Here is a 23,616-nt window from a genome sequence, read left to right as displayed (position 1 = left end):
ATGGAAGCTAAAAAAAGCATTCGCCTCCTGATTACGAGACAAAATGATCTTCATTCACCTTCTTATGAAGAAGAATTTCTTGTTCCGTACCGTCCTAATATGAATATTATTTCTGCATTAATGGAAATTAGAAAAAATCCTGTTAATGCAAAAGGAGAAAAAACAACGGCTGTTGTTTGGGAAAGCGTCTGTTTGGAAGAGGTTTGTGGAAGTTGTTCAATGATCATTAATGGGAAACCAAGACAAGCATGCTCAACCTTGATCGATAAATTAGAGCAGCCGATCCGACTGGAGCCTTTAAAAACTTTTCCTGTAATTAGAGATTTAATGGTCGATAGGGAAAGAATGTTTGAGGCATTGAAGCAAGTACGGGCCTGGATTCCGATAGATGGTACATATGATCTTGGTGCAGGTCCAAGAATGCCAGAGAAAACGCGGCAGTGGGCGTATGAATTATCTAAATGTATGACATGCGGCTGTTGTCTTGAAGCTTGTCCAAATGTGAATCAGAAATCCTCTTTTATCGGTCCTGCTCCGCTATCGCAAGTTCGTCTTTTTAATACCCATCCGACTGGGGCTATGAATAAAGAAGAAAGGTTAGCAGCCATTATGGGAGCTGGTGGAATAACAGCCTGTGGAAACTCACAAAACTGTGTGGAGGTTTGTCCAAAAGGAATTCCATTGACCACATCAATCGCTGCACTGAATCGTGAAACAACATTGCAATCCTTTCGGAATTTTTTTGGCGGCTGAGTTGATTTCACAATCTGTTAAGGTAAATTAAAAAACGAACAATTTTTAATTATTTAGCGTTACTAAAATGAAATTTAATTGAAAAACAACCTATTTAGATAACTGAACGTTCGTTTTTAAATTAGAAGTGAGTTTTTGAAATTGATAAGGCTAAGCTAATGTCATTATTTTTAAAGTTTACGATTTAACAAACGAAAGACACTAAGTAAAGTGATATGATCCCCTTAAGGTAGACAGATTAAACACCCTGTTTACTTCAAGGGGATTATTTTTTATGTCAAAAAGAGTTCGTTCGGTAAAGAAAAAAACCAAGAATGAAGGCCTTGAAAGACAGAAATCACTCGATGCCTGAACTTGAATCTGTTTATAATGTCCATCCAAACATTTCAGAGAATCTACGAGAGGGGTTTTTAGCTGATTTCCACTTGGAGAATTTTCGTAAAGGAAAGGCTCAGAGCATCAGCATCGTTCACGATTTTTAACGAGCCTTCTATTGGATCAACCTTTTGAATCCAGCCCCAGAACTGCCTTGGTCCGTATTTATCTGCATAGATAATGGTCACTGCTCGCATTTGTTCGATCGATTTCAAAATTTCACGATTAATCTCTTCGAGCTGATCATGATCTAGTAGAGGCGGAATAAATTCCTGCTGTTTTCGTTTTTCTTCTAATAGCTGTTCTTTATGCTCAGGTAGCATCATCCGACTGGATTCCCAGCGTAAATTATGTCCTTTGCTTAACTTATTTATTGGCATTTTCTATTCACCCTTATTTGTAATGTCCACCTATTTTTTTTGCACGCTCAAAGGCTTGCCCTGCGTGGGTTAAAGAAGAAGCTCGAAAAATGGCTGTCCGTCCGTATTTATTCCAGATCGCATCTAATGCATGATTTAAGCGTTCTCTCTCTAAATAGTTATCGAATAAATCGATTTGATAACAGTCAGCTGTTTGCAGATTGGTTAATGAAACCCCAAGACTTCTGACCGGTTGCCGATCCCAATGTCTTAAAAATAATTTATAGGCTGCGGTAAAAATATCCATATCAAAATTAGTAGGAATCGGCAATGTCATCTGTCTATGGAAACCAGTTGGAGCATCAAAATCTGCCCCCCTAACTCCGCATGAAACGGTAGTTCCCATATAGCCCTTATTCCTACATCTTCTGGCTACTTCAGTACTAAGCTCCAATAAAACGGTTTTAATTTCTTCTATTTCAGAATAATCTCTTGGCAATGTCATGTGATGGCCAACAGCTTTTTGTTGATCATGTGTTTTGACGGTAACAGGAGAAGGGTCAATTCCATTAGCGGTTTGCCAGAGCACTTCTCCATTGATTCCCCAGCGCTTTTTAAGGATCTCAACTGGGAATGTAGCTAATTGGCCGATGGTAAATATCCCCATGCCTTGTAAGTTTTTCTCCATTCTTCTTCCGACGCCAAACATTTTATTAACTGGTAGCTTCCAAAGTTGTTCCATGTTCGTTTCATCTAACTTAAATATTCCTTTTTTATTTCCTTTTGCAAAGTTATCACAAGCCATTTTGGCAAGAGCTTTGTTTTTGCCGATACCGATCCTGGCATATACTCCGACATCGTTGAGAATTTGTCGCTGCAATGTTGCGGCCATTTTATACTCGTTTCCTAATATGTTCAAGCTTCCAGATACATCTAAAAATTGCTCGTCAATTGAAAATGGTTCAACTAAATCGGTGAATTGTTCCATGATCCGGCTAATCGCTACTGAGACATTTATATAGGTTTGCATATGTGGTTTAACGACAACTAGTTGAGGGCATTTTGTTTGAGCTTGCCACAGTAGCTCAGCGGTCTTAATTCCGAAACCTTTTGCAATCGGACATGCAGCCAAAATAATTCCCGACCTTCTTTCAGGATCTCCGGCTACTACTAGAGGTTTATTTTGATAAGCTGTGTTTCTAACCTTTTCTACAGAAGCATAAAACGATTGAATATCTACAAGAAAAATCACTTTATCCTTCATTTTGGTATCTTCCTTTCCTTATAGAGAACATATATTCGCTTTTATTATATACGAAAGTATGTTCGATTAGTACTGGGAAATATTTCTGGTTAGCGAAAAAGAATGATTAAATGATGAATAAAATCTCGCGAAATAAGTGCTTGTGAAGTAGAAAGGGAATGGCAGTTTTTAGATTGAGATTGATAAGAGCACATATTCATGACCCTTAAGTGTAAAAATGCCTAAGTAGAAATATTTAGAAGGATAAAAAAATTTGATTTTGAAATGCCTGAATCAGTTAAAATGATTTATAAAAAAGATAGCCTAGGGAGGTTTTATGTTTATATTTATAGAAGTTATTTTAATGAAAAAAGAACGCAGAAATGAGTGGGATAAAATAAAAGGGGGATGGGTATGAAGTCTGTAAAAGTTTATCATTATGATGCATTTAGCAAAGAACCTAATAAAGGGAATCCTGCGGGAGTTGTTTTGAATGGAGCTGAGTTAACTGAAGAGGAAATGCAGGAGATTGCTTTAAAAGTGGGTTTTAATGAGACGGCCTTTCCAGTTAAATCACAAGTAGCTGATTTGAGAATACGTTTTTTTACCCCAGGTCATGAAATGGATCTATGCGGTCACGCCACAATAGCAACGGTTTATGCGTTAAAAAAGAAAGGATTGTTGGGGGATAAAATAGACCTTACAATTGAAACAAAAGCAGGGATATTACCTGTAACGATAACTGGAAGTGACCAATTTATAACGATGAAACAAGCTCAACCAAAATTTGAAAGTTTTAATGGTTCAAGAAAAGAACTAGCGGACTCAATCGGATTGGAAGAATCTGATATTGAAGACAATTTACCAATAGTATATGGAAGTACAGGTACGTGGACATTATTACTACCAATAAAAAAATTAGAGGCATTTAAAAAAATGCACCCTAATAATAAAAACTTCCCATCTATTTTAAAAGAAATGCCTACAGCATCTGTGCATCCATTCTGTTTGGAAACCTATGATTCCAATGCCGATATGCATGCTCGACATTTTTCTTCACCGTATTCAGGTACTATCGAGGATGCAGTAACGGGTACAGCTTCGGGTGTGATGGGAGCTTTTTATGCCACATATATTAATCACCACTTTAAAAAATCTTTGCACCTTATCGTTGAGCAAGGTCATGAAATGGAAAAAAATGGTCGCGTTATGGTCCACATTTCCAAAAACAACGAATCTTTAGATGTTGAAATTACTGGAAATGCTGTATATGTAAAAGATTTTGACATTCTATTAGGAGAAACAAGTCATTCTTTCCAATCGTAAATCGATAATAGGCGCACCTGATGGCTGATTAAAAAGTTTTAAAACAATCTAGCAAGTAGAGAAATAGTTGGCATGATTTTCTTCACTTGCCTTTTTGAGCACTTGTCATTTAGAGGAAGAGCCGCAATAAACTATAAAAAGTGTGCATTATCTCTCAAATTTGCGCAATAGATGTAAAGCTTCGCACAATCCAGAAAGCAGACTGTATAAAATTGACGAGATGGCATGGCGTTGTGTTATGAAATAGTCTATTTATCTTTTCAAAAGACAATTAGAATATTTTCAATGAGGCTCTACATGGACATGTACTTCATAAACTCCATAGTCTTTCATCAAGGTATCTTCAATTGCGGTTGCAATATCATGAGCTTGCTTAATATCTAAGGTTGAATTGACGAAAATGACAACATCGATCACTTCGTTATTGCCATAATTCCTTCCTTTAATTTCTTTTATTCCTGTAACGCCAAAAATGTTTGAGATCACTTTTTGATACACGACGAGCTTAGTTTCATCAAATCCATCTGAAAGTTCATGGGCAGCCTGCTTAAAAATATCCCAAGCTGTTTTACAAATTAACAGCCCTACGATAATAGCGGTTAATACGTCCAACCAGGGCATATTTAATTGGGAAGCAAATATCCCGATTGCTGTTCCGATACTTACCCATGCATCAGAGATGTTATCCTTTGCAGCGGCCATCACGGCTTTACTGTTGATTTTCAACGCTAATTTTTTATTATAACGATAAACAAAATACATGGCTATTGCACTAAAAACACCAGTGTAAGCAGCGATAATATCGGGCGGCTCCTTGCTGCCTTCAAATAAAGATGATCCGGCATCAATCAATACTTGTATCCCAACGGCTAACATAATAAAAGAGGCGATCATCGAGGCGATCGTTTCACTTTTCCAATGGCCGTAACGATGGTTTTTATCAGGTGGTTTGCGCGCCAATTTTAGCCCGATAAGGACAGCAAGTGATGCAATAATATCGGTTGTATTATTGAGGCCGTCTGCTTTTAAAGCAGCAGAATCGCTCATATGGCCGACGAGTAATTTTATGATAGACAGAACAATATAAGCAAAAATACTAAGAATTGCTCCCCGTTCTCCTAGTTTGAGGTTGTGATATTTTTCAGTATTCATTCTTCGAACTCTCCTATATTTAACATATTACTAGGATAACAACAACTAAATGGGTGGGTCTATAGCAATCTTATTGTGCCATTCTATATAAATAGGGAAAGCGAAAAAATGTTTCGTTAAGGAAATTTGGGTTTTGCTAAAAGTATATTTCATAGCATTTCCCAATTTAAATGATGCGAAAACATGAGGTGTGGAAGAAGAGAGTAGTTATGCTACAATATCAACAGATGGAGGGGATGATAGAATGGAAATTACCGTTACAGAGAGAGCAGCGAAGAAAATTGAGGAAAAGACTGGAAAACAAAAGGGTTTTCTTAAGCTGAAGTATGATACAGAAGGGTGCGGTTGTGTCGTTAGTGGGGTAACATCACTTTGGCTAGTCAACGAAATTGATGAAGATGACCGGGCGATTGAAACCTCTATCGGTTCAATCTATGTGGAAAAATCAAAAGAAGTTTTTTTAAATGAGAATCTTAAAATTGACTTTTCTCAGAGTTCCAATAGCTTTCAGTTAAAAAGTCCGAATGAATTCTTGAACCCGAGAATGAGTTTTGTCAATAAACTAAATTAACGATATAACAAATGGCTGGTATAGATACACCATCATTCTATGCCAGCCATTTGTTTATTTCTCTGGTCTTTTACAACTACATAATCTGCTAAAAATTCATCTACTACTTTTGCGTAGTCTTCTTTATTTTCATTCAATGATTGGGCATGGACTCCGTTTTCAGCAATAAATAGCTTTTTTGGTCCTTGTTTCTGTTCATAGAGAGCCTCAGTCATCGTCGGCAAGATAAAATCATCTTCCTTACTATGGATAAAAAGGATAGGCTTCTTAATATGATCAATAACAGAAATAGGGGAAACATCCTTTAAAGAGTACTTCTGGCGCATTTTAATAAAGAGGTCGGCTACAGGTAACAGCAGCTTAGCTGGCAGCTTCAATTCTGCTTTTAGGCGATAAGCAAGCTGTTCTTGGAAATCAGAAAAGGGGCAATCAGCAATATAAAAGTCAGCCGCATCCTCGATCATACCTGCGTAAAGAAGCATGGTGGCAGCGCCCATGGATTCGCCATGAATTCCCAAGAGTAAATCAGGTCCTCGATCTAGCCGCAACCAATCGACAATCGCCTTTAAATCAAATTTCTCGTAATAGCCATAACTCGTGGTTTTGCCGCCAGATTCTCCATGGCGCCTATGATCATAGATCACGGCATTAAAACCTCTTTCTAAAAAAAGATTCATATACTTAATAGAGTTAAATTTATTTTCTGTTACACCGTGACAGAAGATCATGTATTTATTGGTTTGATGGGGTTCAACAACAACCGCTTTTAAGTGATAGCCAAAGTTGGAAGCGATCAAAATTTCTCGCTTTGGCAATTGCTCAAAAGAAGTGGTATTTAATCTTCCAGCAGACTTTTCACGGTCAATGATAAAATCATCATCCTTCTTTTTCATGTACATAATCCGGTTGGAAAAGTACAAGCCAACAGTTAAAAAGGCAAAAAGAATTGATAAGATGAGACGAAGCGCTTTTCTCATGACGATTCCTCCATAAAAATCATTCTTACTGCTTAACATGATCAAGTGAGCATCATGATCTAAATGAATCAATTTTATCTTTACACATTTCAAGAGCAAAAACGAGCTTTGGTTTGCGGTTTACAGAATTTTAACTTAGATATGGAAGCAAATTCATGCTAAAAATCAATATAGCCGAAATAAGTTAAAAATTCTCCGATTAGACTTCATTTTCTTTTTTGTTCGATTAGGGAAAGGATGGCACCGATTATGGTCTTAAAGACCAGGGAGAAACAGCGCCAATTATTTTTCGTTCAGGTGAAGAGGCAAGAGCGTTAATCACACCTTCGCAAATTTCCCGATTAGTCAGCCATCTAGAAGAGCTACCTTCAATCATAAAACCCAAAATAATTTCCTGATAGTGAATCTGTGGGCATTCTTTTCTGTATGTATTTCTATCGTCATCCTTTCTTTCCGGATTGGCAAAGGCACTTCCATACAATTGCATATAGCGGCTGCCTGGTGAGGTGTGTGCCTGTAATTGCAATAACGCTGCAGGGGTATGTGGGGCAGTGCTATGTATCCAATTAACTGACACGAAAAATGGTCCAAAATGGGAAATAGATTGGGAAATTCTACGAATGAAATCATCGGTTTGAGTATAATCAATAGCTATGGGATGAACGGTTCCAGGAAGGTTTCTAAATGTAGAGCTTAAACTTTGTAACTTCTCCTTATTCCTAGCTACGACGGAAACCGTATTGCCTTGCTCGACAAAGTAACGAACAACACCTTTAAGCATACCCGTTCCACCGGTAACTAAAACATGTTTATCTTCACTCATGTGCACTCATCCTTCCTTTTGTAATATTCGTAGTATTTTCATTTTAGGATAATGATGAAATCGAATCAAAGGAAAAAGGAATTTAGTCAGAATGAGCGAAGTTGGTTATGAATGCCCATTTGGCATGGGAGCACGTAGGCTAGGGGTTAAAACAACTGAACATGATACAGAGATAATTAGTGGAAAAACAAAAGTTAAACGATTGTCCACGAAGGATAGGGATGACTACATGACGGGGAGAGACTGGCAGAAAACCAAGTCTCTCCACTACATTATTGTTTAGAATTCTGCCTTTTTGTTGGATGAATAGCTTGTTCTAACTCTTCGGCAGCTATGTTTTGTTTCACATTCTCAGCATGAGGCTGTCCTTTTTGACTGTTTCCTTTTTCACGCTTTTGGCTCATATTCGTTTCCTCCTTTTCGATAAACCCTCATCCATAGAATGAGTTAAATAAGAGGAGCTTATACGTTCAGTGATAGTGAACAAAAGCTTACAACGGAAATAGAATGGGATAGGTGCTATAATAGATTTTACCACTTCATAAAAGATTAGACCGCAAGAAATAATTTTTTATGAAGTGGCCATCAAATGAAAACATTTTAGGTGTTTTTTTAAAAGTAAAATTAGACACTTTCTTAACAAACACCGAAGGGTTCATGAACCGAAAAAATTCTCCATTTTTTTAATTCACTACTTTATAAATTGTGTTAGATATATATAAAGATACACCGTATGAATCTGCAACATCTCTAAATTTTGAAATATAACCTCCTTGAACAACTCCATTTATTTTATAGTTACCAGAAACATTACCTAAATAGTTGCTGTTGAACCACTACTATTATAAACACCTGCACCGCTATCACCAGGCAAAGACCAGTCAGTACCTGCTACTTTGGCAATATTAAAAGTGTAAGTCTGCTCTGGGTATTTAACAGTCGTATTGGCGTTTGTCACAGCACCACATGTATAATCTGATGTAATTCCAGACTTACACGCATATTGACCAGTGTAAACATTTGACAATGAAGTAATACTTGCGTCATAAGTATCGACAGAATTATAACGTTTTAGTTTATTTGTAGCATATCGCCCACCAGTTAATGTATTATCAGTGGTAATTCGAACTAATCCAATATCTAATCCTCTACCACGACCATCGGCGTGTTGTCTTCCAATATTAGTAGAATATTGTCTTACTAAAGCACCTCTCGTTGCAGATGTTTCAGCAATTCCAAAACAATGCCCTGCTGTCGAGATAAAGTAATTCCCATCTTTATAGAAAATTGCACCAGTTGAGCATGAAGAACACTGGACATTCTAATGCCAAGCCCTGAAACTTGTTGATTCCAATCTTCTTTTCTTCCTTTATTTGGGCTTGATTGAAAATTTACTTCTTCAACCAGTAAAACATCTTGATATTTTATTTTTAATTGGTTTACTAAATCTTCTGGTAATCCTTCATAATTAAAAGTAAGGACTAGGTTTTGTGTTTTAAATAAAGCATCTATTGTAAAAGTAGATCTTTTAAAATCTTCATATGATTAAGAAGGATACTATATCATTTAAGATAGATTCTTTTAAGTTATCAAGTTCTGTAATAGAGTAGTTCACTTCTTCAAGTTTAATGTAACTATCCCCTACAATTTCGATGATATGATTGGTCAATTCAGTACTCTTTAAAGTTCGATTTTTTAAGCCGATGTGTGCTACACCCATCTCATCAAAATATAGTCCGCCAACATCTTCAAATCTTTTGAGTGATCCATAGTTTTTTTCAAGTGTCTTTTCAATACTTTCTATATATTTTAATGCACCTTGATTCGGGTTAAATTTAGTATTCTCATAGGTTGCTGAAGAAGCGCTAGTTACATTAACAATACTAAAAATGAATACGGAAACTAATAACGATTTGAGAATTTTTCCTATTCTGTAGTCCTCCCCAAAATATAATTTAACTTTTCGTTGTCTATTTGATTTCGAAGGTAATTCCCAATAGATACTTGATTTGTTTATTCTCGATTTCCTTTATAATCCTATACTTCCCAACAATTAATTCATCTTCTAAATAAGATTGTAAATTAATGGTTTCAATACTAGAAGAATGCGGTTCTACTGCGAATAATTGAACTGTAAAGCTTTTTTCATCAATTGGGAATACTCTTTTCCATTCTTTATTGACGTATCTTTCGATTGTCCATTCACTACCATACGTCACTTCATAATTATTGGAGTTTTTTATATTAATTTCTAAAACAGGTTTATTTAAATGAGTTTGATTATTATTTAAGGAAAGTGTAATACCATTAATACTTGAAGGTATACTTTGAGTATTTTTGGTTTTTGGGAAATATTTCGTTGTTAATCCCCATAAAGCTAAAATAATTATTAAGATAATGAAAAAAATAAAAATTGACTTTTTCATAGAAAATCTCCATATTATTGAATAATAGTTTAATCTTTAAATTCAAACGTTAATAAGTTTTTCAAGATAGAAGTTTATATTTAGTAATGTAATTCTTTAAAACAAATTAGGACCATTTACGAAGGAGATACCGTTTAGCATGTAAAAACGTAAGATTCCTAGAAAAAACATTAACTGCAAACATAATCAAAGTGCTGCAATTGTTAGTTTTTCATTTAACATAGCTCCTTTCCATTGGAATACAGTAAAATTATACCAATTTATAATGTTCAATCATTGATTAAAATTAAATTATTTGTGAATTGCCGGTGAATAGTTGGCTGATTCAAATGTTATAATCGATATAAGTTCTTTTAGTGAGAGACAAGTCTGAAATAACTACTACGGTCAACCACTAGAAAAGAAGGCATAGTGAAACAAGCCATCACATAATGAGCGAACAGGAAATATTTAGTTGAAAATGAGTCTCAGGTCGTTACTGGTATGACACGAAACCCTTGTGATTTAACTAATAAAAGAGCTTGTTCTACCGCGATTTCACGGTTTACTGGAATAACATCAGCTTTTTTATACAATTCTGGATTATAGGGTTCTTTCTTTTTGAGATTATTGTAGATAGCGGTTAAAAGCATTCGTGCAATGGCAATAATTGCCCGTTTGTGACCTCTACGCTTTTTTTGAGTTTCAAATAGCGGTTTCAAATTTCGGGATGCATGCCACTTTTGACACAGCGGTAGCACACTGTACCAAAAGGTGCTTTATAACAGCCTGCTCCGGTGTAATCAATCCGTCAATGGCAAGTTCCAGTTCAGGAAGTTTATTCTTGATGGAGCCGTGGATAAAAGGTTCAATATCAAAAGTAGTGTTTAAAGGATTTTTAAGGAGCTTTTCAATGATGTTCATAGAGCTTTTGCCGAAGGTATCTGAAACAACATGTCCAAGCTGGATGTTAGACACGGTTAAACGGTTTGAAGATGGTTCTTCTCACTTGACATAATGTTAGTCCGTTTAAAACGATAACGTATAAAATCACGAAGTTGTCTGATCGCATGTGGAGGCATAAAGCTTCCAGCTACGAGGTCATGCTTAAACAAATCAGCAATCCATTTGGCATCCTTTTTGTCTGTCTTTTTTCCGCGAATAGCTTTGACATATTTAGGATGTGCCAGAGTGATGTTGCAGGAATCTTCAAGAACATTAAACACAGGAATCCAGTATTTCTCTGTAGATTCCATACAGACATCCTTACAGTTCCTCTCACAAAGCCATTGTGACAGCTCATTCAATCCTTTTGTATAGGTTGAAAAGCGATGGCGTTTGTAAATAGGGACCCCTTTTTCAGATGAAGCAATACAGTCCACAACAGATGGGATACACAATTTTTAAAGCCATAGGGAACGATCCTTTCAGAGAATGATAGGGATAGACAGCATGGACTGATTGCCCAGCAATAAACGAGTAGTTGTTTATACAAAGATAAGTCTGCGTGCTCGAAGTTACACTTATTTGTGCTTGGAAAGGCAATCTACACATATAAATATGCGGTCACTCCGCAACCGAAGAGGTCTACTCACCTCCGCGTGATTTGTAGTTGACTGTTATCCCTATGACCTTAGAATATTTTAAAAATAACGCTCGAGGCGCATTTGTTTCATTGCGTTTTGTGCCTTGAGTGCAGCGAAAGGAATGAATATAAATATGAAGAAAAAGAAACAGAACGTCCAACCAAAAAAAGAAGATAAGCCGGTAACACTTGGGGATATGTTAAATGCTGATTTACTGAAGCAGTTAAAGGACCAGAAGCAGCAGTTAAAGAAAGCGGAAGAAAAAAAGCAGCTTGAAGAAGAGGAAAGAAAAAGAGAAGAGCGCCGGTTGCGAGAAAAAAATAAGTCGTTTGAAGAATTGCTAAATGAAAGTCCGATGGATTGGAAAAAGTTCAAATAGGATAGAACAACTTTGATACATTTAAGGGGAATAAAAGAATCCGACTAAAGATAAGCCTGAACAATGATGCGAAATGCTAATGACGATTTCGCAGCCGTTGTTCGGGTTTTTTATTGCTTGTTTCTGCTAGGAATAAATATGCCGCATACCATTGTTAAATCCACTTTTGTGAGAAATAGAGGGAAAGGCTGTCATCAAAGCAGACAAGCAAGGGAAGGCAGAATTAGCACTATATGATGATAAAAATGTAGACTGTTGCAATGTTTCATCCTTCTTTAGACTAGGGTAAGGCTTAAGGCGGCTGGTTTTAAAATCCACTTACTTTAACATATAATTGAGTGATAAAATAACTTGTTGGCTTCTACAATGCATAGATTTTGATATTACGATAATTTGGTGGTGTGGAGTGAATTGAAGGGAAATAAAGTGTGGGTTATCGCAGCTATTTTTGTCATCGCCTGTTTCCTTCTGTATATATTTTTATCAGGAACAATCTCGACAAGGACTGAAGAAAAAAGTGTAAACGTGGTATCAAATTTGAATGACGAAGATGTGGAGAATCATTCTGATGATATTGATGGTGGAGAAGAACAAGAAGAAGATGCTGAGCAAGAACAATCAGTGGCAGTGGTGATTAAGGAGAAGGTTAAGGAAATAATCGAAGGCGCAATTCGTTTTTTTAATGATGATAAAAAAATCGTTGCAATCGGTGATTCTCTCACAGAAGGTGTAGGAGATGAAACGGATAGTGGCGGTTATGTCGGAATTCTCAATCATACGTTTGAAGATCAGAACATTCATATTTCGATTGAGAATTTAGGGAAGAGAGGCAATCGAACGGATCAATTATTACTCAGGCTGGAAAATGAAGAAATTGCATCATCAATTAAGAATGCGGACATTGTCCTCATCACAATTGGTGCAAATGATATTATGAAAGTGGTTCGAAGTAATTACACGAATCTTAACATGGAGCCTTTTGAAAAAGAAAGAGTAAACTATGTTGAGAGATTAAGAGCTATTTTTACGAAAATGTATGAACTAAATCCAGGGGTGGAAATCTATTTGATTGGCTTTTACAATCCGTTTGAGCGTGTCTTCGGAGATATTGAACAATTAGAGATCATTCTTGATGATTGGAATCATGCAAGTGAAATGGTGACAGAGGAATTTGAAAATGTCATCTACATTCCGACTAAAGATTTATTCTCTAATTCAACGCTCCATCTCTTATCTGAGGACCAATTCCATCCTAATACAAGCGGGTATAAATTGATGGCTAAGCGTGTGCTCGAGTATTTAGATGATTTTAATGAACAGTCAGGATTGCCAAGTGATGAGACAGAATAGAAGGTGGGAAAAATGAGAATACAACTAAAAAGAAAGCCGTCATGGAAGCAATTATTTATAGGTTTGGCTGGAGTAAATGCTATTGTATTCATCCTTGTCTTCGCGCTCTTGCTATGGCCAGTATCAGGAGCAGAAATGCCCGAGAAAGCTTATATTGAAGAGGAGCCGGGCGCTGAATTTACGGTCAACTCAAGCAAACAAAATTTGAATGAGTTAGTCAACGAATATGTTGATAAACTTATGAAGGATCAAAGCGATAAATACACCGTTGATTTTGGTGAAAATGTTAGATTACTAGGGTCAATTGAAGCTTTTCAAACTGAAATTCCGATCTCCATCATTTTAGAGCCCTCGGTACAAGAAAATGGTGACCTTGTTTTATATGCTTCAGACATGTCGCTAGGTTTATTGCAATTGCCAGAAAAGAAGATTCTTGAATACGTGAAAAAAAATTAGAAACACCTAATTGGGTCAACATTGATCCGAGCAGTCAATCCATCTATATTGGGGTTACCCAAATGGAAGTAAAAAGTAAATTCAAGGTCAAAGTTCAGAGCTTTGATTTGAAGAATGATCAGATCACATTCAGAATAAAAGTGCCAAATAAAACCTTAGGGTTATAGAGAAATACGGTTCTTGTACTACCAATGGGAATTGGCGGTGAGAGAACCGTACTTTGTTTTTTCTTGGATAATTGCGCACAGGAAAACCGTTCCCCATTACCGATGAGCTGGATATGTATGTGCTCGCGCAATCTTCTGAATCGCTGTAACCTCTTCTTTCGTCAGTGGAGTAGAGTTGACGGCTTTCACGTTCTCTTGAAGTTGCCCAACAGAGCTTGCTCCAACGATAACAGATGCAACGGCAGGATTTGCTAGATTGTAGTGTAAAGCGACTTCCGTTAACGGGCGAGAATCGGCGACTTTTTCCTGTAGTTCTGTGATGATTTGTTGAAGCTCATCATAGCTATGCTCCAAGTATCCAGATGGAGAAGTCTTTTCCAAAGCTTTTTCACTTAAGAGTCCCTTGGCGACAGAACCACGTGTTACGACACTGATCTGCTGTTCATGAAGGAAGGGAAGTGCTTCCTCTTCAGGCTTCCGATCAAGAATACTATATTGCATCATGACGGAAACAATGTCCGATTTTTTCGCATATTCACGAATCACATTTGGACGGATCGAGGAAATGCCGTAATAACGAATAAACCCTTCTGCTTGTAATTCTTCGAAAGCTTCAATGGTTTCATCAATATTGTCTTCAATCGTCCCTCCGTGAAGTTGATAGAGATCGATATAATCTGTTTCGAGGCGCTTTAAACTTTGTTTAACCGCTTCTTTAATATAATGTTTTGAAGGATCCCAGCGCCATCCGTCTTTCTGTTCATTCCAGCGATTGCCCACTTTAGTGGCAATAATGACTTGGTCGCGAACTTGCTTTAACGATTTACCAACGATTTCTTCGTTCACGCCGAAGTCATATAAATCAGCAGTATCAAAATAGTTAATTCCTTCATCTAAGGCAGCTTCAATGATTTTTTGGGCATGAGCTTTGTCTGTTCCAAGGGACATGCAGCCCAAACCTAATTCTGTCACTTGCAAATCAGATTTTCCTAGCTTGTTTTTTTTCATCTTCTTCACCTCTTCTTTTATTTTATTGTATAAAAAATGAGGAACAAAGAACAAACTAATTGCTAGACTTTATTTTTTTTATATGTTGAATCCAATCGTTGACATAGTGATGATATTGATTATATTGTGTTAGTTTCTTTTGTACTTCACGAGCTTTGCCAATCAGAATTATCTTTCTTTTATGCACATATACCTTCATTCGTACTCCTCCAATTTAAGTATGCTACACTATATGTACAGATTATTTAGGAATAGAACTGGAGGACTTTATGATGAAAAGTCTTGAGGAAAAGACAATTAAGACAGAACCTGTTTTTTCAGGGAGAATAATTCGCCTTCAAGTGGATGAGGTAGAATTACCGAATGGAAATACATCAACACGGGAAATTGTAAAGCACCCTGGAGCGGTTGCGGTCATCCCCATTACAAGCGACAATAAAATCGTTATGGTTGAGCAATATCGTAAACCGATGGAGAAGGTATTGGTCGAAATCCCAGCGGGCAAGCTAGAAAAAGGGGAGGATCCTGCATATACAGCGGCAAGAGAACTCGAAGAGGAAACGGGCTATGAGAGTCAATCGTTAGAATGGCTTATTTCTTTTTACACATCACCAGGATTTGCCGATGAAATTGTTCATTTATATGTGGCAAAGGGGCTAACAAAGAAAGAAAATGCAGCAAGCCTTGATGAGGATGAGTTTGTGAACGTACTGGAGGTTACATTGGAAGAGGCGATTGAATTCGTGAAGGAACAACGGGTTTATGATGCAAAAACAGCTTATGCGATTCAATATTTACAACTTCAAGAGGCGTTGAAAAAGTGAAAGATTATTTTGTAGATTTACATATCCATATTGGCAGAACGGAAACAGGCCGAGCGGTCAAAATTACCGGAGCAAAAACATTAACTTTTTCAAATATCATTGCCCATGCTAGGGATTTGAAAGGGTTGCATATGGTTGGGATTATAGATTGTCATTCACCTGAAGTGATCATGGAAATGGAGCGGCTACTAGAGGAAGGAAGGTTGCTTGAGCTTGAGGAGGGTGGCCTTTATTATGAAGGGTTGACGGTCATCCCCGGTTCGGAGCTTGAAATCTATGATGAGGGCACGAATGGTCCGATTCATGTCCTTTGTTACTTTGCAAATCTTAGGACAATGAAGATTTTTTCCAACTGGCTTGCCAATCATCTGAAAAATATTCATTTAAGCTCACAGCGTGTTTATGTAACTGGAAGAGAACTGCAAGAAAAAGTAAAGGAGCTTGCCGGTTTATTTATTCCAGCCCATGTGTTTACACCATTTAAAAGCTTATATGGAAAAGGGGTGAAAAAATCATTAACAGAGGTTTTTATTCCTTCATTGATCGATGGAATTGAACTTGGGTTAAGTGCGGATACACAAATGGCTGATCAAATACAAGAGCTCCATTCATATCCCTTTTTAACCAATTCTGATGCCCATTCGCTTGCGAAAATTGCGAGGGAATATCAAAAAATTCGTATGGAAAAAGCGACCTTTACCCATTTAGAAGAAGCCTTTAAAGAGATAGACGGCCAGCAAATTGTTGAAAACTATGGACTTGATCCTCTTTTAGGAAAATATCATCAAACAGTTTGTGCAAAATGTTTCGCGAGAGCAGATCAGCATCAAAAAGTATGTCAACAGTGCGGTCATAGAAAAGTGATAAAAGGGGTTGCAGAGCGAATAAGTGAGTTAAAAACATCTGCTCATGGAAGGTTGCATCGACCTCCATATATAGCTCAAGTTCCGCTGCAGTTTATTCCTGGGCTCGGTCCGAAATGGTTTGATAAGCTGTTGGATCATTTTGGGACCGAAATGGCGATTTTGCATTCGGTGCCGGAGTCAGCTTTATATGAGGTTGTACCAGAAAAAATCGCACAATATATTGTTCAAGCGAGAAGGGGAACCTTGTCTTTAGCAGCAGGTGGCGGCGGTAAATATGGAAAAATTTCTGCTAAATTGGACTAGCTGCTAGATAAGACCATATTCATTCTCGATGCTGGAAAAGTGTATATGTCAAAAAACAGGCGATTAATAGATTCTTCTTTTTTAATAGATTCTCATGGCATATAAGGGTTCTACAAGGCATACATTTTAGTATAAGTCTATTTAGAACTCTAGGAGGCCATGGCATGAAGAAAAAGAAGTACCAGGATATTGTCATTAATCATTTTCGCGAACATTCGTCCATATATTTGTTTGTGGTCGTCCTCTTTCTTATGGGAGTGATTTTTGGAGCGATCGTGGTAAATAGTTTAAGCTTAACGCAAAAAGAAGATTTATTCTATTATTTATCTCAGTTTTTCGGACAAGTATCAGATGGAAAAGTTGCCGCTTCTAATGATTTATTTATGCAGAGCTTTTTCCACAATAGTAAATTTGTTGGTTTAATGTGGATATTAGGAGTTTCAATTATCGGACTTCCTGTTATACTTGTGCTATTGTTTATTAAAGGCATGGTTGTTGGCTTTACCGTCGGTTTTTTAGTCAATCAAATGGGTTGGAATGGATTTTTACTTTCTTTTGTGTCGATTTTGCCGCAAAATTTAATCATCATTCCTATCTTTATTTTTGGCGCAACTCTATCAGTGGCGTTTTCTATTAAAATGATTAGAAGACAATTTATGAAGAAGTTAGGTCAGCCCATTTTCCCATTACTTGGTAGATATGTACTTGCTTATATTGGGGTACTCGCCATATTAATGGCTGCAGCAGGTATAGAGGCATACGTATCACCGGCTTTAATGAAGCTGGTTGTGAATGCAGTGCAGTAGATAAGAATCTGGTAAACATAGAGTTAATTAAAATGATTATTATTTAAAAATCATTTTCTTTCCTTGGTTGTAATGATTTTATTTTGAAATTACTCCGCTCTCTGTTATAATAAAAGCGTGACAGTGGCGAGGAGGACAAATTGTAATGGAAACAAGAATTGAAAGAATTAAGAAGCATTTACATTCATCTAGCTATAAGCTAACACCTCAGCGTGAGGCGACTGTGAGAGTTTTGTTAGAACACGAAGAGGATCATTTAAGCGCTGAAGATGTCTACCTCCTTGTTAAAGAGAAGTCACCTGAAATTGGGCTAGCAACTGTTTATAGAACACTAGAGTTATTAACGGAGTTAAAAATAGTAGACAAAATAAATTTTGGAGATGGCGTTTCCCGCTATGATTTGCGACAAGAAGGAGCTGCACATTTCCACCATCATTTAGTTTGTATTGAATGTGGCGCTGTTGATGAAATCCAAGAAGATCTATTAGAGGATGTAGAAGCTGTTGTGGAGCAAAGATGGAACTTTAAAATTAAAGATCATCGTTTAACCTTTCATGGCATTTGCTATCGTTGTCAAGATAAAGAAGAAGAATAAGATAAAGGCCTTTTTCTATCTGGGAAAGAGGCTTTTTTGTTGTTAAGGGAAAAGTCGTGCATTTACGTAAAGAACAAGCGTTTAATGCTTCATCAAATTCCTGCTAAGTCGACCGACGGTGGGGTACCATCGGCGGTTTCTTTTTGTCCAAGACGATGGCCTTTGCGGTTTGTATGGCCAGCAAGAGTGAAACTTTGCTCCACTCTTGCAGGAGCAACTCGACACACTTCGCGCTTTTGCTATCGTTTCTCCGATATTGATCCCAATAGAGCTTAAAGAGATATGTATGAGAGGTATATTTCTTGTCCTACTTGGCATATCTTTTACTATAAGGATGTTTTTTATTTGTCTTGTAAGCTGGCGAGGCATTTTCTAAAAAAGAACATCTATATATGATAGCTGTTTTGGAGGAACGAATAAAATGAAATCATGGCTTAAGCTTGTATTAAATACATTTAAAGTATTTTTGCTATTCACCGCATGCACAATTCTTTTTTACTATGGTATTATATGGGTAAATGAAGAGTATCAGGATTATCACCGCTATGATGAGCCAAATGGAACAGCGATTAAGGTATCCGCTAATGTCAATGAGGAAACGCCATCATGGTTCAACCGATTAATTTTGTTTTACTTAAACGGGGAGTAATGTTCATGGAGCTTCAATTGAAAGATTTTATGCATTTTTTATTAGTCGAAAAAGGGCTAGCAGAAAATACGCTTATTTCATATGAACGTGATTTGAAAAGCTATATTAAATTTTTGCAGGAAAATGAAAGGATCTCCGATTATCAGAATGTGCAACGTGCACAAATTGTCCATTTTTTAGGGTACTTAAAAGAACAGGGGAAATCAGCAAAAACAATGGCTCGTCATACTGCTTCTATACGCGCTTTCCATCAATTTATGTTAAGAGAGCGAATTGTTGACCAAGATCCGTCTGTCCACATTGATACCCCAAGGCTTGAGAGAAGTCTTCCCAAAGTTTTAAGCATGAATGAGGTAGAGCGGTTACTAGATTCGCCAAAGGCTGAGAATCATTATGGAAAAAGGGACAAGGCGATGCTTGAGCTTCTCTATGCGACTGGAATTCGCGTCAGTGAATTAATTAGCTTAAATATAGAGGATGCCCATTTAACAATGGGGTTCGTCCGTTGTGTTGGAAAGGGGAATAAAGAAAGAATTATCCCTTTAGGAAAGTCTGCAACAAACGCCATTCAGGAATATTTAGATAACGGACGTCCGCAGTTTGTCTCGAAAAAACATAAGGATGATGCCCTGTTTTTAAATCATCATGGAAAAAGATTAACAAGGCAAGGTTTTTGGAAGATTTTAAAGAGGCTTACGAAAGAAGCTGGTATTGAAAAAGAGCTTACGCCCCATACGTTACGCCATTCCTTTGCCACTCATTTACTGGAAAATGGGGCAGATTTAAGAGCGGTTCAAGAAATGCTCGGGCACGCTGATATTTCAACAACACAAATTTATACCCATGTAACGAAGACGCGCTTGAAGGATGTATATAGTAAATTTCATCCACGTGCTTAATAGAGTAATAGATTTTTTCGGCTACTTAGGGATTTATAGGTAGCTTTTTCTTGCCATGTTTTAGTAAAATATAGATGTCAGACTTCTGACAAATGAAAGTTATTTGTAATCTATGTGAAAGCAGGGAAAAGTAAGCAAGATAAATCTCAACTAATGATTAATAGCCGCTGATGAATGATGTTGTCGAGGAGGAGATTGAATGACTTTTCAATATAAACGAATCTTTTTAGTTGTAATGGATTCTGTAGGAATCGGTGAGGCACCAGATGCAGAAAAGTTTGGTGATAAGGGTGCCGATACATTAGGTCATATTGCTGAAAGGATGAATGGCCTTCATATGCCGAATATGGGAAAATTGGGTCTCAGCAATATCCGTGAAATTAAAGGAATTGAAAAGGTAGAGAAACCGTTAGCTTTTTATACAAAAATGCAAGAGGCTTCGAGTGGAAAAGATACAATGACAGGGCATTGGGAAATTATGGGGTTGAATATAGATACTCCCTTCCGCGTATTTCCGAATGGATTTCCTGAGGAATTAATTTCCGAGCTTGAAGCAAGAACAGGACGAAAGATTATCGGCAATAAGCCTGCAAGTGGAACTGAAATCCTCGTAGAGCTTGGTGAAGAGCATATGAAAACCGGTGATTTAATCGTTTATACGTCGGCTGATTCCGTTCTGCAAATTGCTGCTCACGAGGACATTATTCCAATTGATGAACAATATAAAATTTGCAAAATTGCACGTGAACTAACGCTTGATGAGAAGTATATGGTGGGACGTGTGATTGCTCGACCATTTGTCGGAGAGCCTGGTGCTTTTAAAAGAACCGCTAACAGACATGATTATGCCTTAAAACCTTTTGCACGGACGGTTATGAATGAATTAAAAGATGCAGGCCTTGATGTTATTGCAATTGGAAAAATCTCTGATATTTATGATGGAGAAGGAGTAACAGAATCGTTGCGAACGGTTTCTAATATGGATGGTATGGATAAGCTTGTGCAAACATTGGATATGGATTTTACGGGGTTAAGCTTTTTAAATTTAGTCGATTTTGATGCTTTATTCGGACATAGAAGGGATCCTGAAGGATATGGAAAGGCCCTTGAAGAATATGATGCAAGATTGCCGGAAGTATTGGCAAAATTGCAGGAAGATGATTTGCTTATTATAACAGCAGATCATGGAAACGATCCTGTACATCATGGAACAGACCATACCCGTGAATATGTTCCGTTGCTTGTTTATGCAAAAAATATAGCAGGGAAGTCATTGCCTATACGGGAGACATTTGCTGATATTGGGGCAACAGTTGCTGAAAACTTTAAAGTAAAGCCCCCTAAATACGGACAAAGCTTCCTTGGTGATTTAAAGTAGTGGAGGGATCATGAAATGAATTATGAAAACATTGTAGCAGCAACTGAGTATTTACAAAAAAAGCTCAATTTGAATCCTGAAATTGGCCTCATTCTCGGTTCTGGATTAGGAGTACTGGCTGATGAAATTGAAAATGCAGTACGCATTCCTTATCAGGAAATTCCTGATTTTCCAGTATCGACTGTGGAAGGCCATGCTGGTCAGTTAGTCTTCGGTCAATTAAACGGAGCACCAGTTGTAGCCATGCAAGGAAGATTTCATTTTTATGAAGGATACAGCTTTGAGCAAGTGACTTTCCCAGTTCGAGTAATGAAAGAACTTGGCGTGAAGTCGCTTATCGTGACAAACGCTGCCGGTGGCATCAACGAGTCTTTTTCAGCTGGAGACCTTATGCTAATTACGGATCATATTAATAATATGGGATCTAATCCCTTAATTGGAAAAAACGATTCGCGATTAGGCGTAAGATTTCCGGATATGTCAGAGGCGTATTCAAAAGAACTAATTCATAAGGCAAAAGCAATTGCTTCACAGTTAAACATTAAGCTTCAAGAAGGTGTATACGTTGGAAATACGGGTCCTACATACGAAACGCCTGCTGAAGTTAGAATGCTACGAGTAATGGGTGGCGATGCAGTGGGAATGTCGACAGTTCCAGAGGTAATCGTAGCTCGTCATAGCGGTCTTGAAGTGCTAGGGATATCTTGTATTTCGAACATGGCTTCCGGTATTCTTGATCAACCGTTAAACCACGAGGAAGTAATTGAAACAACAGAAAAAGTGAAAGAAAATTTTCTTCGTTTTGTCAAAGCCATGATCAAGGAATTAAAGTAAAACCGATAATCATCTATTTCTGAAAAAAAGTGGTGAATACGCGTGAGAATGGTCGATTTAATTGAAAAGAAGCGAGATGGAAAAGAACTAACCACAGAAGAGATTCAGTTTATTGTTGAAGGATACACGAAAGGTGAAATCCCAGATTATCAAGTTAGTGCATTGACAATGGCCATTTATTTTCAAGGGATGACTGAAAAAGAACGGGCGGATCTTACGTTGGCGATGGTTCAATCAGGTGAACAAATAGATCTTTCGGCGATAGAAGGGATTAAGGTTGATAAACATTCAACTGGGGGAGTAGGAGACACTACCACCCTTGTATTAGGTCCTTTGGTCGCTTCGGTTGGAGTTCCAGTTGCAAAAATGTCAGGACGCGGTCTCGGTCATACTGGTGGAACCATTGATAAATTGGAATCGATTTCTGGATTTCATGTTGAAATAACAAAGGAAGAATTTATTCGTTTAGTAAATAAGAATAAGCTAGCTGTCATCGGCCAAAGTGGAAATTTAACGCCAGCAGATAAGAAGCTTTATGCCCTGCGAGATGTGACGGCGACAGTGGACAGCATTCCGCTCATTGCTAGCTCAATAATGAGTAAAAAAATTGCTGCTGGAGCGGATGCTATCGTTTTAGATGTGAAAACTGGTGCTGGAGCATTTATGAAAACGATTGAAGATTCCCGGGCGCTTGCGAAAGCAATGGTCCGAATCGGGAATAATGTGGGCAGAAAGACAATGGCGGTTATATCTGATATGAATCAGCCACTTGGCTTTGCGATTGGCAATGCTTTAGAGGTCAAAGAAGCAATTGAAACATTAAAAGGGGAGGGGCCGGAAGATTTAACAGAGCTGTGCCTTGCCCTTGGAAGTCAGATGGTGCTTTTGGCCAATAAAGCAAGTAATCTCCAAGAAGCACGAGAGAAGCTACAAGTTGTTATTAAGAATGGAACTGCTTTGGAAATATTTAAAACCTTTTTACAGTCACAAGGTGGAGACAGTTCAGTCGTGGATGACCCGTCAAAGCTTCCACAAGCAAAATTTATCTTTGAGCTAGAGGCGAAAGAGGATGGCTATGTAACAGAAATGGTCGCTGATGAAATAGGAACGGCAGCGATGCTGCTTGGAGCAGGTAGAGCGACAAAAGAGTCAAGCATCGATTTAGCAGTTGGCTTTATCCTCAATAAAAAAATTGGTGATAAAGTGACTAAAGGTCAATCACTTGTGACGATTTATAGCAATTTTGAAGACGTCAGCGAGGTTAAAGAAAAACTGTATCGAAATATTAAAGTCTCGCCATCAAAAGTGGATGCACCAACCCTTATATATGAAGTAATAACGGAATAAAACGACAGTGAACTTCGAACTGGACCATCAACAAATGATATGTTGATGGTTTTTTTTGAAAAGATAAGAAAGTATAAAAATTTAAGGTCTACCGCAGTCATTAGGGCTGTGGTATTTTTTATTTATGGACAGAAATATTCTAAAAGAGATCTTTTTTGATCATCATCAACATTGGGAAGCCTTTA

General features: G+C 37.4%; 28 protein-coding genes and 1 pseudogene. 16 read left to right on the top strand and 13 right to left on the bottom strand.

Features of this window, described 5'->3' with window-relative positions; genetic code table 11:
- Nucleotides 1–753, top strand: a complete 753-nt coding sequence (gene sdhB / locus PZE06_RS04885) for a succinate dehydrogenase iron-sulfur subunit (protein ID WP_150915040.1) — start codon at nt 1–3, stop codon at nt 751–753.
- Nucleotides 754–1,163: 410 nt separating this feature from the next.
- Here the strand turns inward: sdhB and PZE06_RS04880 are convergent, their stop codons facing one another.
- Both PZE06_RS04880 and PZE06_RS04875 read right to left on the bottom strand, forming a co-directional pair.
- On the bottom strand, nt 1,164–1,508 hold the full coding sequence (locus tag PZE06_RS04880) for a YolD-like family protein (protein ID WP_150915039.1): 345 nt from the start codon (nt 1,506–1,508) through the stop codon (nt 1,164–1,166).
- Nucleotides 1,509–1,521: 13 nt separating this feature from the next.
- Nucleotides 1,522–2,751, bottom strand: a complete 1,230-nt coding sequence (locus PZE06_RS04875; RefSeq protein WP_150915038.1) for a DNA polymerase IV — start codon at nt 2,749–2,751, stop codon at nt 1,522–1,524.
- 393 nt (nt 2,752–3,144) lie between these two features.
- Here PZE06_RS04875 and PZE06_RS04870 point away from each other — a divergent pair, with 393 nt between their 5' ends.
- Nucleotides 3,145–4,056 (top strand): PhzF family phenazine biosynthesis protein, encoded by a 912-nt coding sequence (locus tag PZE06_RS04870; RefSeq protein WP_150915037.1) that lies wholly within the window; start codon nt 3,145–3,147, stop codon nt 4,054–4,056.
- 282 nt (nt 4,057–4,338) lie between these two features.
- On the opposite strand, the gene PZE06_RS04865 is transcribed toward PZE06_RS04870, so the two are convergent.
- Complete coding sequence (locus tag PZE06_RS04865) at nt 4,339–5,208, bottom strand: cation diffusion facilitator family transporter (protein ID WP_150915036.1); 870 nt, start codon at nt 5,206–5,208, stop codon at nt 4,339–4,341.
- A gap of 244 nt (nt 5,209–5,452) precedes the next feature.
- On the opposite strand from PZE06_RS04865, the gene PZE06_RS04860 reads away from it, so the two are divergent.
- On the top strand, nt 5,453–5,779 hold the full coding sequence (locus PZE06_RS04860; RefSeq protein ID WP_150915035.1) for an iron-sulfur cluster biosynthesis family protein: 327 nt from the start codon (nt 5,453–5,455) through the stop codon (nt 5,777–5,779).
- Nucleotides 5,780–5,811: 32 nt separating this feature from the next.
- Here PZE06_RS04860 and PZE06_RS04855 read toward each other — a convergent pair whose 3' ends face one another.
- Entirely contained in the window at nt 5,812–6,756 is a 945-nt protein-coding gene (locus tag PZE06_RS04855) for an alpha/beta hydrolase (RefSeq protein ID WP_150915034.1), read from the bottom strand.
- A 247-nt stretch (nt 6,757–7,003) separates the two neighbouring features.
- Entirely contained in the window at nt 7,004–7,579 is a 576-nt protein-coding gene (locus tag PZE06_RS04850) for an SDR family NAD(P)-dependent oxidoreductase (RefSeq protein ID WP_150915033.1), read from the bottom strand.
- Between the two features lie 91 nt (nt 7,580–7,670).
- On the opposite strand from PZE06_RS04850, the gene PZE06_RS04845 reads away from it, so the two are divergent.
- Nucleotides 7,671–7,862 (top strand): hypothetical protein, encoded by a 192-nt coding sequence (locus PZE06_RS04845; protein WP_150915032.1) that lies wholly within the window; start codon nt 7,671–7,673, stop codon nt 7,860–7,862.
- Here the strand turns inward: PZE06_RS04845 and PZE06_RS04840 are convergent.
- From PZE06_RS04840 to PZE06_RS04815, 6 genes are all read right to left on the bottom strand, one after another.
- The gene (locus PZE06_RS04840; RefSeq protein ID WP_263641551.1) at nt 7,852–7,983 is read right to left on the bottom strand and encodes a hypothetical protein; all 132 of its coding nucleotides are present in this window, start codon (nt 7,981–7,983) and stop codon (nt 7,852–7,854) included. The genes PZE06_RS04845 and PZE06_RS04840 overlap by 11 nt on opposite strands.
- A 410-nt stretch (nt 7,984–8,393) precedes the next feature.
- Nucleotides 8,394–8,606 (bottom strand): chymotrypsin family serine protease, encoded by a 213-nt coding sequence (locus tag PZE06_RS04835; protein ID WP_150915031.1) that lies wholly within the window; start codon nt 8,604–8,606, stop codon nt 8,394–8,396.
- A 943-nt stretch (nt 8,607–9,549) separates the two neighbouring features.
- Nucleotides 9,550–10,005, bottom strand: coding sequence for an immunoglobulin-like domain-containing protein (locus PZE06_RS04830; RefSeq protein ID WP_150915030.1), 456 nt, complete (start codon nt 10,003–10,005; stop codon nt 9,550–9,552).
- 467 nt (nt 10,006–10,472) lie between these two features.
- Nucleotides 10,473–10,706, bottom strand: a complete 234-nt coding sequence (locus tag PZE06_RS04825) for a hypothetical protein (RefSeq protein ID WP_225310779.1) — start codon at nt 10,704–10,706, stop codon at nt 10,473–10,475.
- Nucleotides 10,690–10,908, bottom strand: a complete 219-nt coding sequence (locus tag PZE06_RS04820) for a hypothetical protein (protein ID WP_225310611.1) — start codon at nt 10,906–10,908, stop codon at nt 10,690–10,692. Before PZE06_RS04820 ends, PZE06_RS04825 begins: the two co-directional genes overlap by 17 nt.
- A 56-nt stretch (nt 10,909–10,964) precedes the next feature.
- A complete protein-coding gene (locus PZE06_RS04815) occupies nt 10,965–11,366 on the bottom strand; it encodes an IS110 family transposase (RefSeq protein ID WP_225310615.1) in 402 nt (133 codons plus the stop codon).
- 337 nt (nt 11,367–11,703) lie between these two features.
- Between PZE06_RS04815 and PZE06_RS04810 the strand changes: the two genes are divergently transcribed.
- From PZE06_RS04810 to PZE06_RS04800, 3 genes and pseudogenes are all read left to right on the top strand, one after another.
- The gene (locus PZE06_RS04810) at nt 11,704–11,949 is read left to right on the top strand and encodes a YqkE family protein (RefSeq protein ID WP_150915029.1); all 246 of its coding nucleotides are present in this window, start codon (nt 11,704–11,706) and stop codon (nt 11,947–11,949) included.
- A gap of 411 nt (nt 11,950–12,360) precedes the next feature.
- Nucleotides 12,361–13,299 carry an SGNH/GDSL hydrolase family protein gene (locus PZE06_RS04805; protein WP_150915028.1) on the top strand — a complete coding sequence of 313 codons (939 nt, stop codon included), beginning with the start codon at nt 12,361–12,363 and terminating at the stop codon, nt 13,297–13,299.
- A gap of 12 nt (nt 13,300–13,311) precedes the next feature.
- A pseudogene (locus tag PZE06_RS04800) lies at nt 13,312–13,922 on the top strand (YpmS family protein).
- A gap of 96 nt (nt 13,923–14,018) precedes the next feature.
- Here PZE06_RS04800 and PZE06_RS04790 read toward each other — a convergent pair.
- Together PZE06_RS04790 and mciZ are read right to left on the bottom strand one after the other, a co-directional pair.
- Nucleotides 14,019–14,930: an aldo/keto reductase gene (locus PZE06_RS04790; RefSeq protein WP_150915027.1), complete on the bottom strand. Its 912-nt coding sequence runs from the start codon at nt 14,928–14,930 to the stop codon at nt 14,019–14,021.
- A gap of 55 nt (nt 14,931–14,985) precedes the next feature.
- The gene (mciZ, locus tag PZE06_RS04785; protein ID WP_150915026.1) at nt 14,986–15,129 is read right to left on the bottom strand and encodes a Z-ring formation inhibitor MciZ; all 144 of its coding nucleotides are present in this window, start codon (nt 15,127–15,129) and stop codon (nt 14,986–14,988) included.
- Nucleotides 15,130–15,202: 73 nt separating this feature from the next.
- Here mciZ and PZE06_RS04780 point away from each other — a divergent pair, with 73 nt between their 5' ends.
- The 9 genes from PZE06_RS04780 to PZE06_RS04740 all read left to right on the top strand — a co-directional run bounded on the left by PZE06_RS04780 (nt 15,203) and on the right by PZE06_RS04740 (nt 23,431).
- Nucleotides 15,203–15,754, top strand: coding sequence for an NUDIX domain-containing protein (locus PZE06_RS04780; RefSeq protein WP_191963161.1), 552 nt, complete (start codon nt 15,203–15,205; stop codon nt 15,752–15,754).
- Nucleotides 15,751–16,923: a TIGR00375 family protein gene (locus PZE06_RS04775; protein ID WP_150915024.1), complete on the top strand. Its 1,173-nt coding sequence runs from the start codon at nt 15,751–15,753 to the stop codon at nt 16,921–16,923. The genes PZE06_RS04780 and PZE06_RS04775 overlap by 4 nt, the downstream gene beginning before the upstream one ends.
- Nucleotides 16,924–17,087: 164 nt before the next feature.
- Complete coding sequence (gene spoIIM, locus PZE06_RS04770; protein ID WP_150915023.1) at nt 17,088–17,729, top strand: stage II sporulation protein M; 642 nt, start codon at nt 17,088–17,090, stop codon at nt 17,727–17,729.
- A gap of 145 nt (nt 17,730–17,874) precedes the next feature.
- Complete coding sequence (gene fur, locus PZE06_RS04765) at nt 17,875–18,324, top strand: ferric iron uptake transcriptional regulator (RefSeq protein WP_150915022.1); 450 nt, start codon at nt 17,875–17,877, stop codon at nt 18,322–18,324.
- Nucleotides 18,325–18,745: 421 nt separating this feature from the next.
- Complete coding sequence (locus PZE06_RS04760; RefSeq protein ID WP_150915021.1) at nt 18,746–18,973, top strand: YqzK family protein; 228 nt, start codon at nt 18,746–18,748, stop codon at nt 18,971–18,973.
- 5 nt (nt 18,974–18,978) lie between these two features.
- Nucleotides 18,979–19,872, top strand: a complete 894-nt coding sequence (gene xerD / locus PZE06_RS04755; RefSeq protein ID WP_150915020.1) for a site-specific tyrosine recombinase XerD — start codon at nt 18,979–18,981, stop codon at nt 19,870–19,872.
- Nucleotides 19,873–20,071: 199 nt separating this feature from the next.
- Complete coding sequence (gene deoB / locus PZE06_RS04750) at nt 20,072–21,250, top strand: phosphopentomutase (protein ID WP_150915019.1); 1,179 nt, start codon at nt 20,072–20,074, stop codon at nt 21,248–21,250.
- Nucleotides 21,251–21,265: 15 nt separating this feature from the next.
- On the top strand, nt 21,266–22,084 hold the full coding sequence (locus PZE06_RS04745; RefSeq protein WP_150915018.1) for a purine-nucleoside phosphorylase: 819 nt from the start codon (nt 21,266–21,268) through the stop codon (nt 22,082–22,084).
- A gap of 42 nt (nt 22,085–22,126) precedes the next feature.
- The gene (locus PZE06_RS04740; RefSeq protein WP_150915017.1) at nt 22,127–23,431 is read left to right on the top strand and encodes a pyrimidine-nucleoside phosphorylase; all 1,305 of its coding nucleotides are present in this window, start codon (nt 22,127–22,129) and stop codon (nt 23,429–23,431) included.
- The last annotated feature ends 185 nt before the right edge of the window (nt 23,432–23,616 follow it).

This window comes from Robertmurraya sp. DFI.2.37 (assembly GCF_029211245.1).
Classification (GTDB): domain Bacteria; phylum Bacillota; class Bacilli; order Bacillales; family Cytobacillaceae; genus Robertmurraya; species Robertmurraya methanolica_A.
This window is presented reverse-complemented; position numbering and strand designations above follow the sequence as displayed.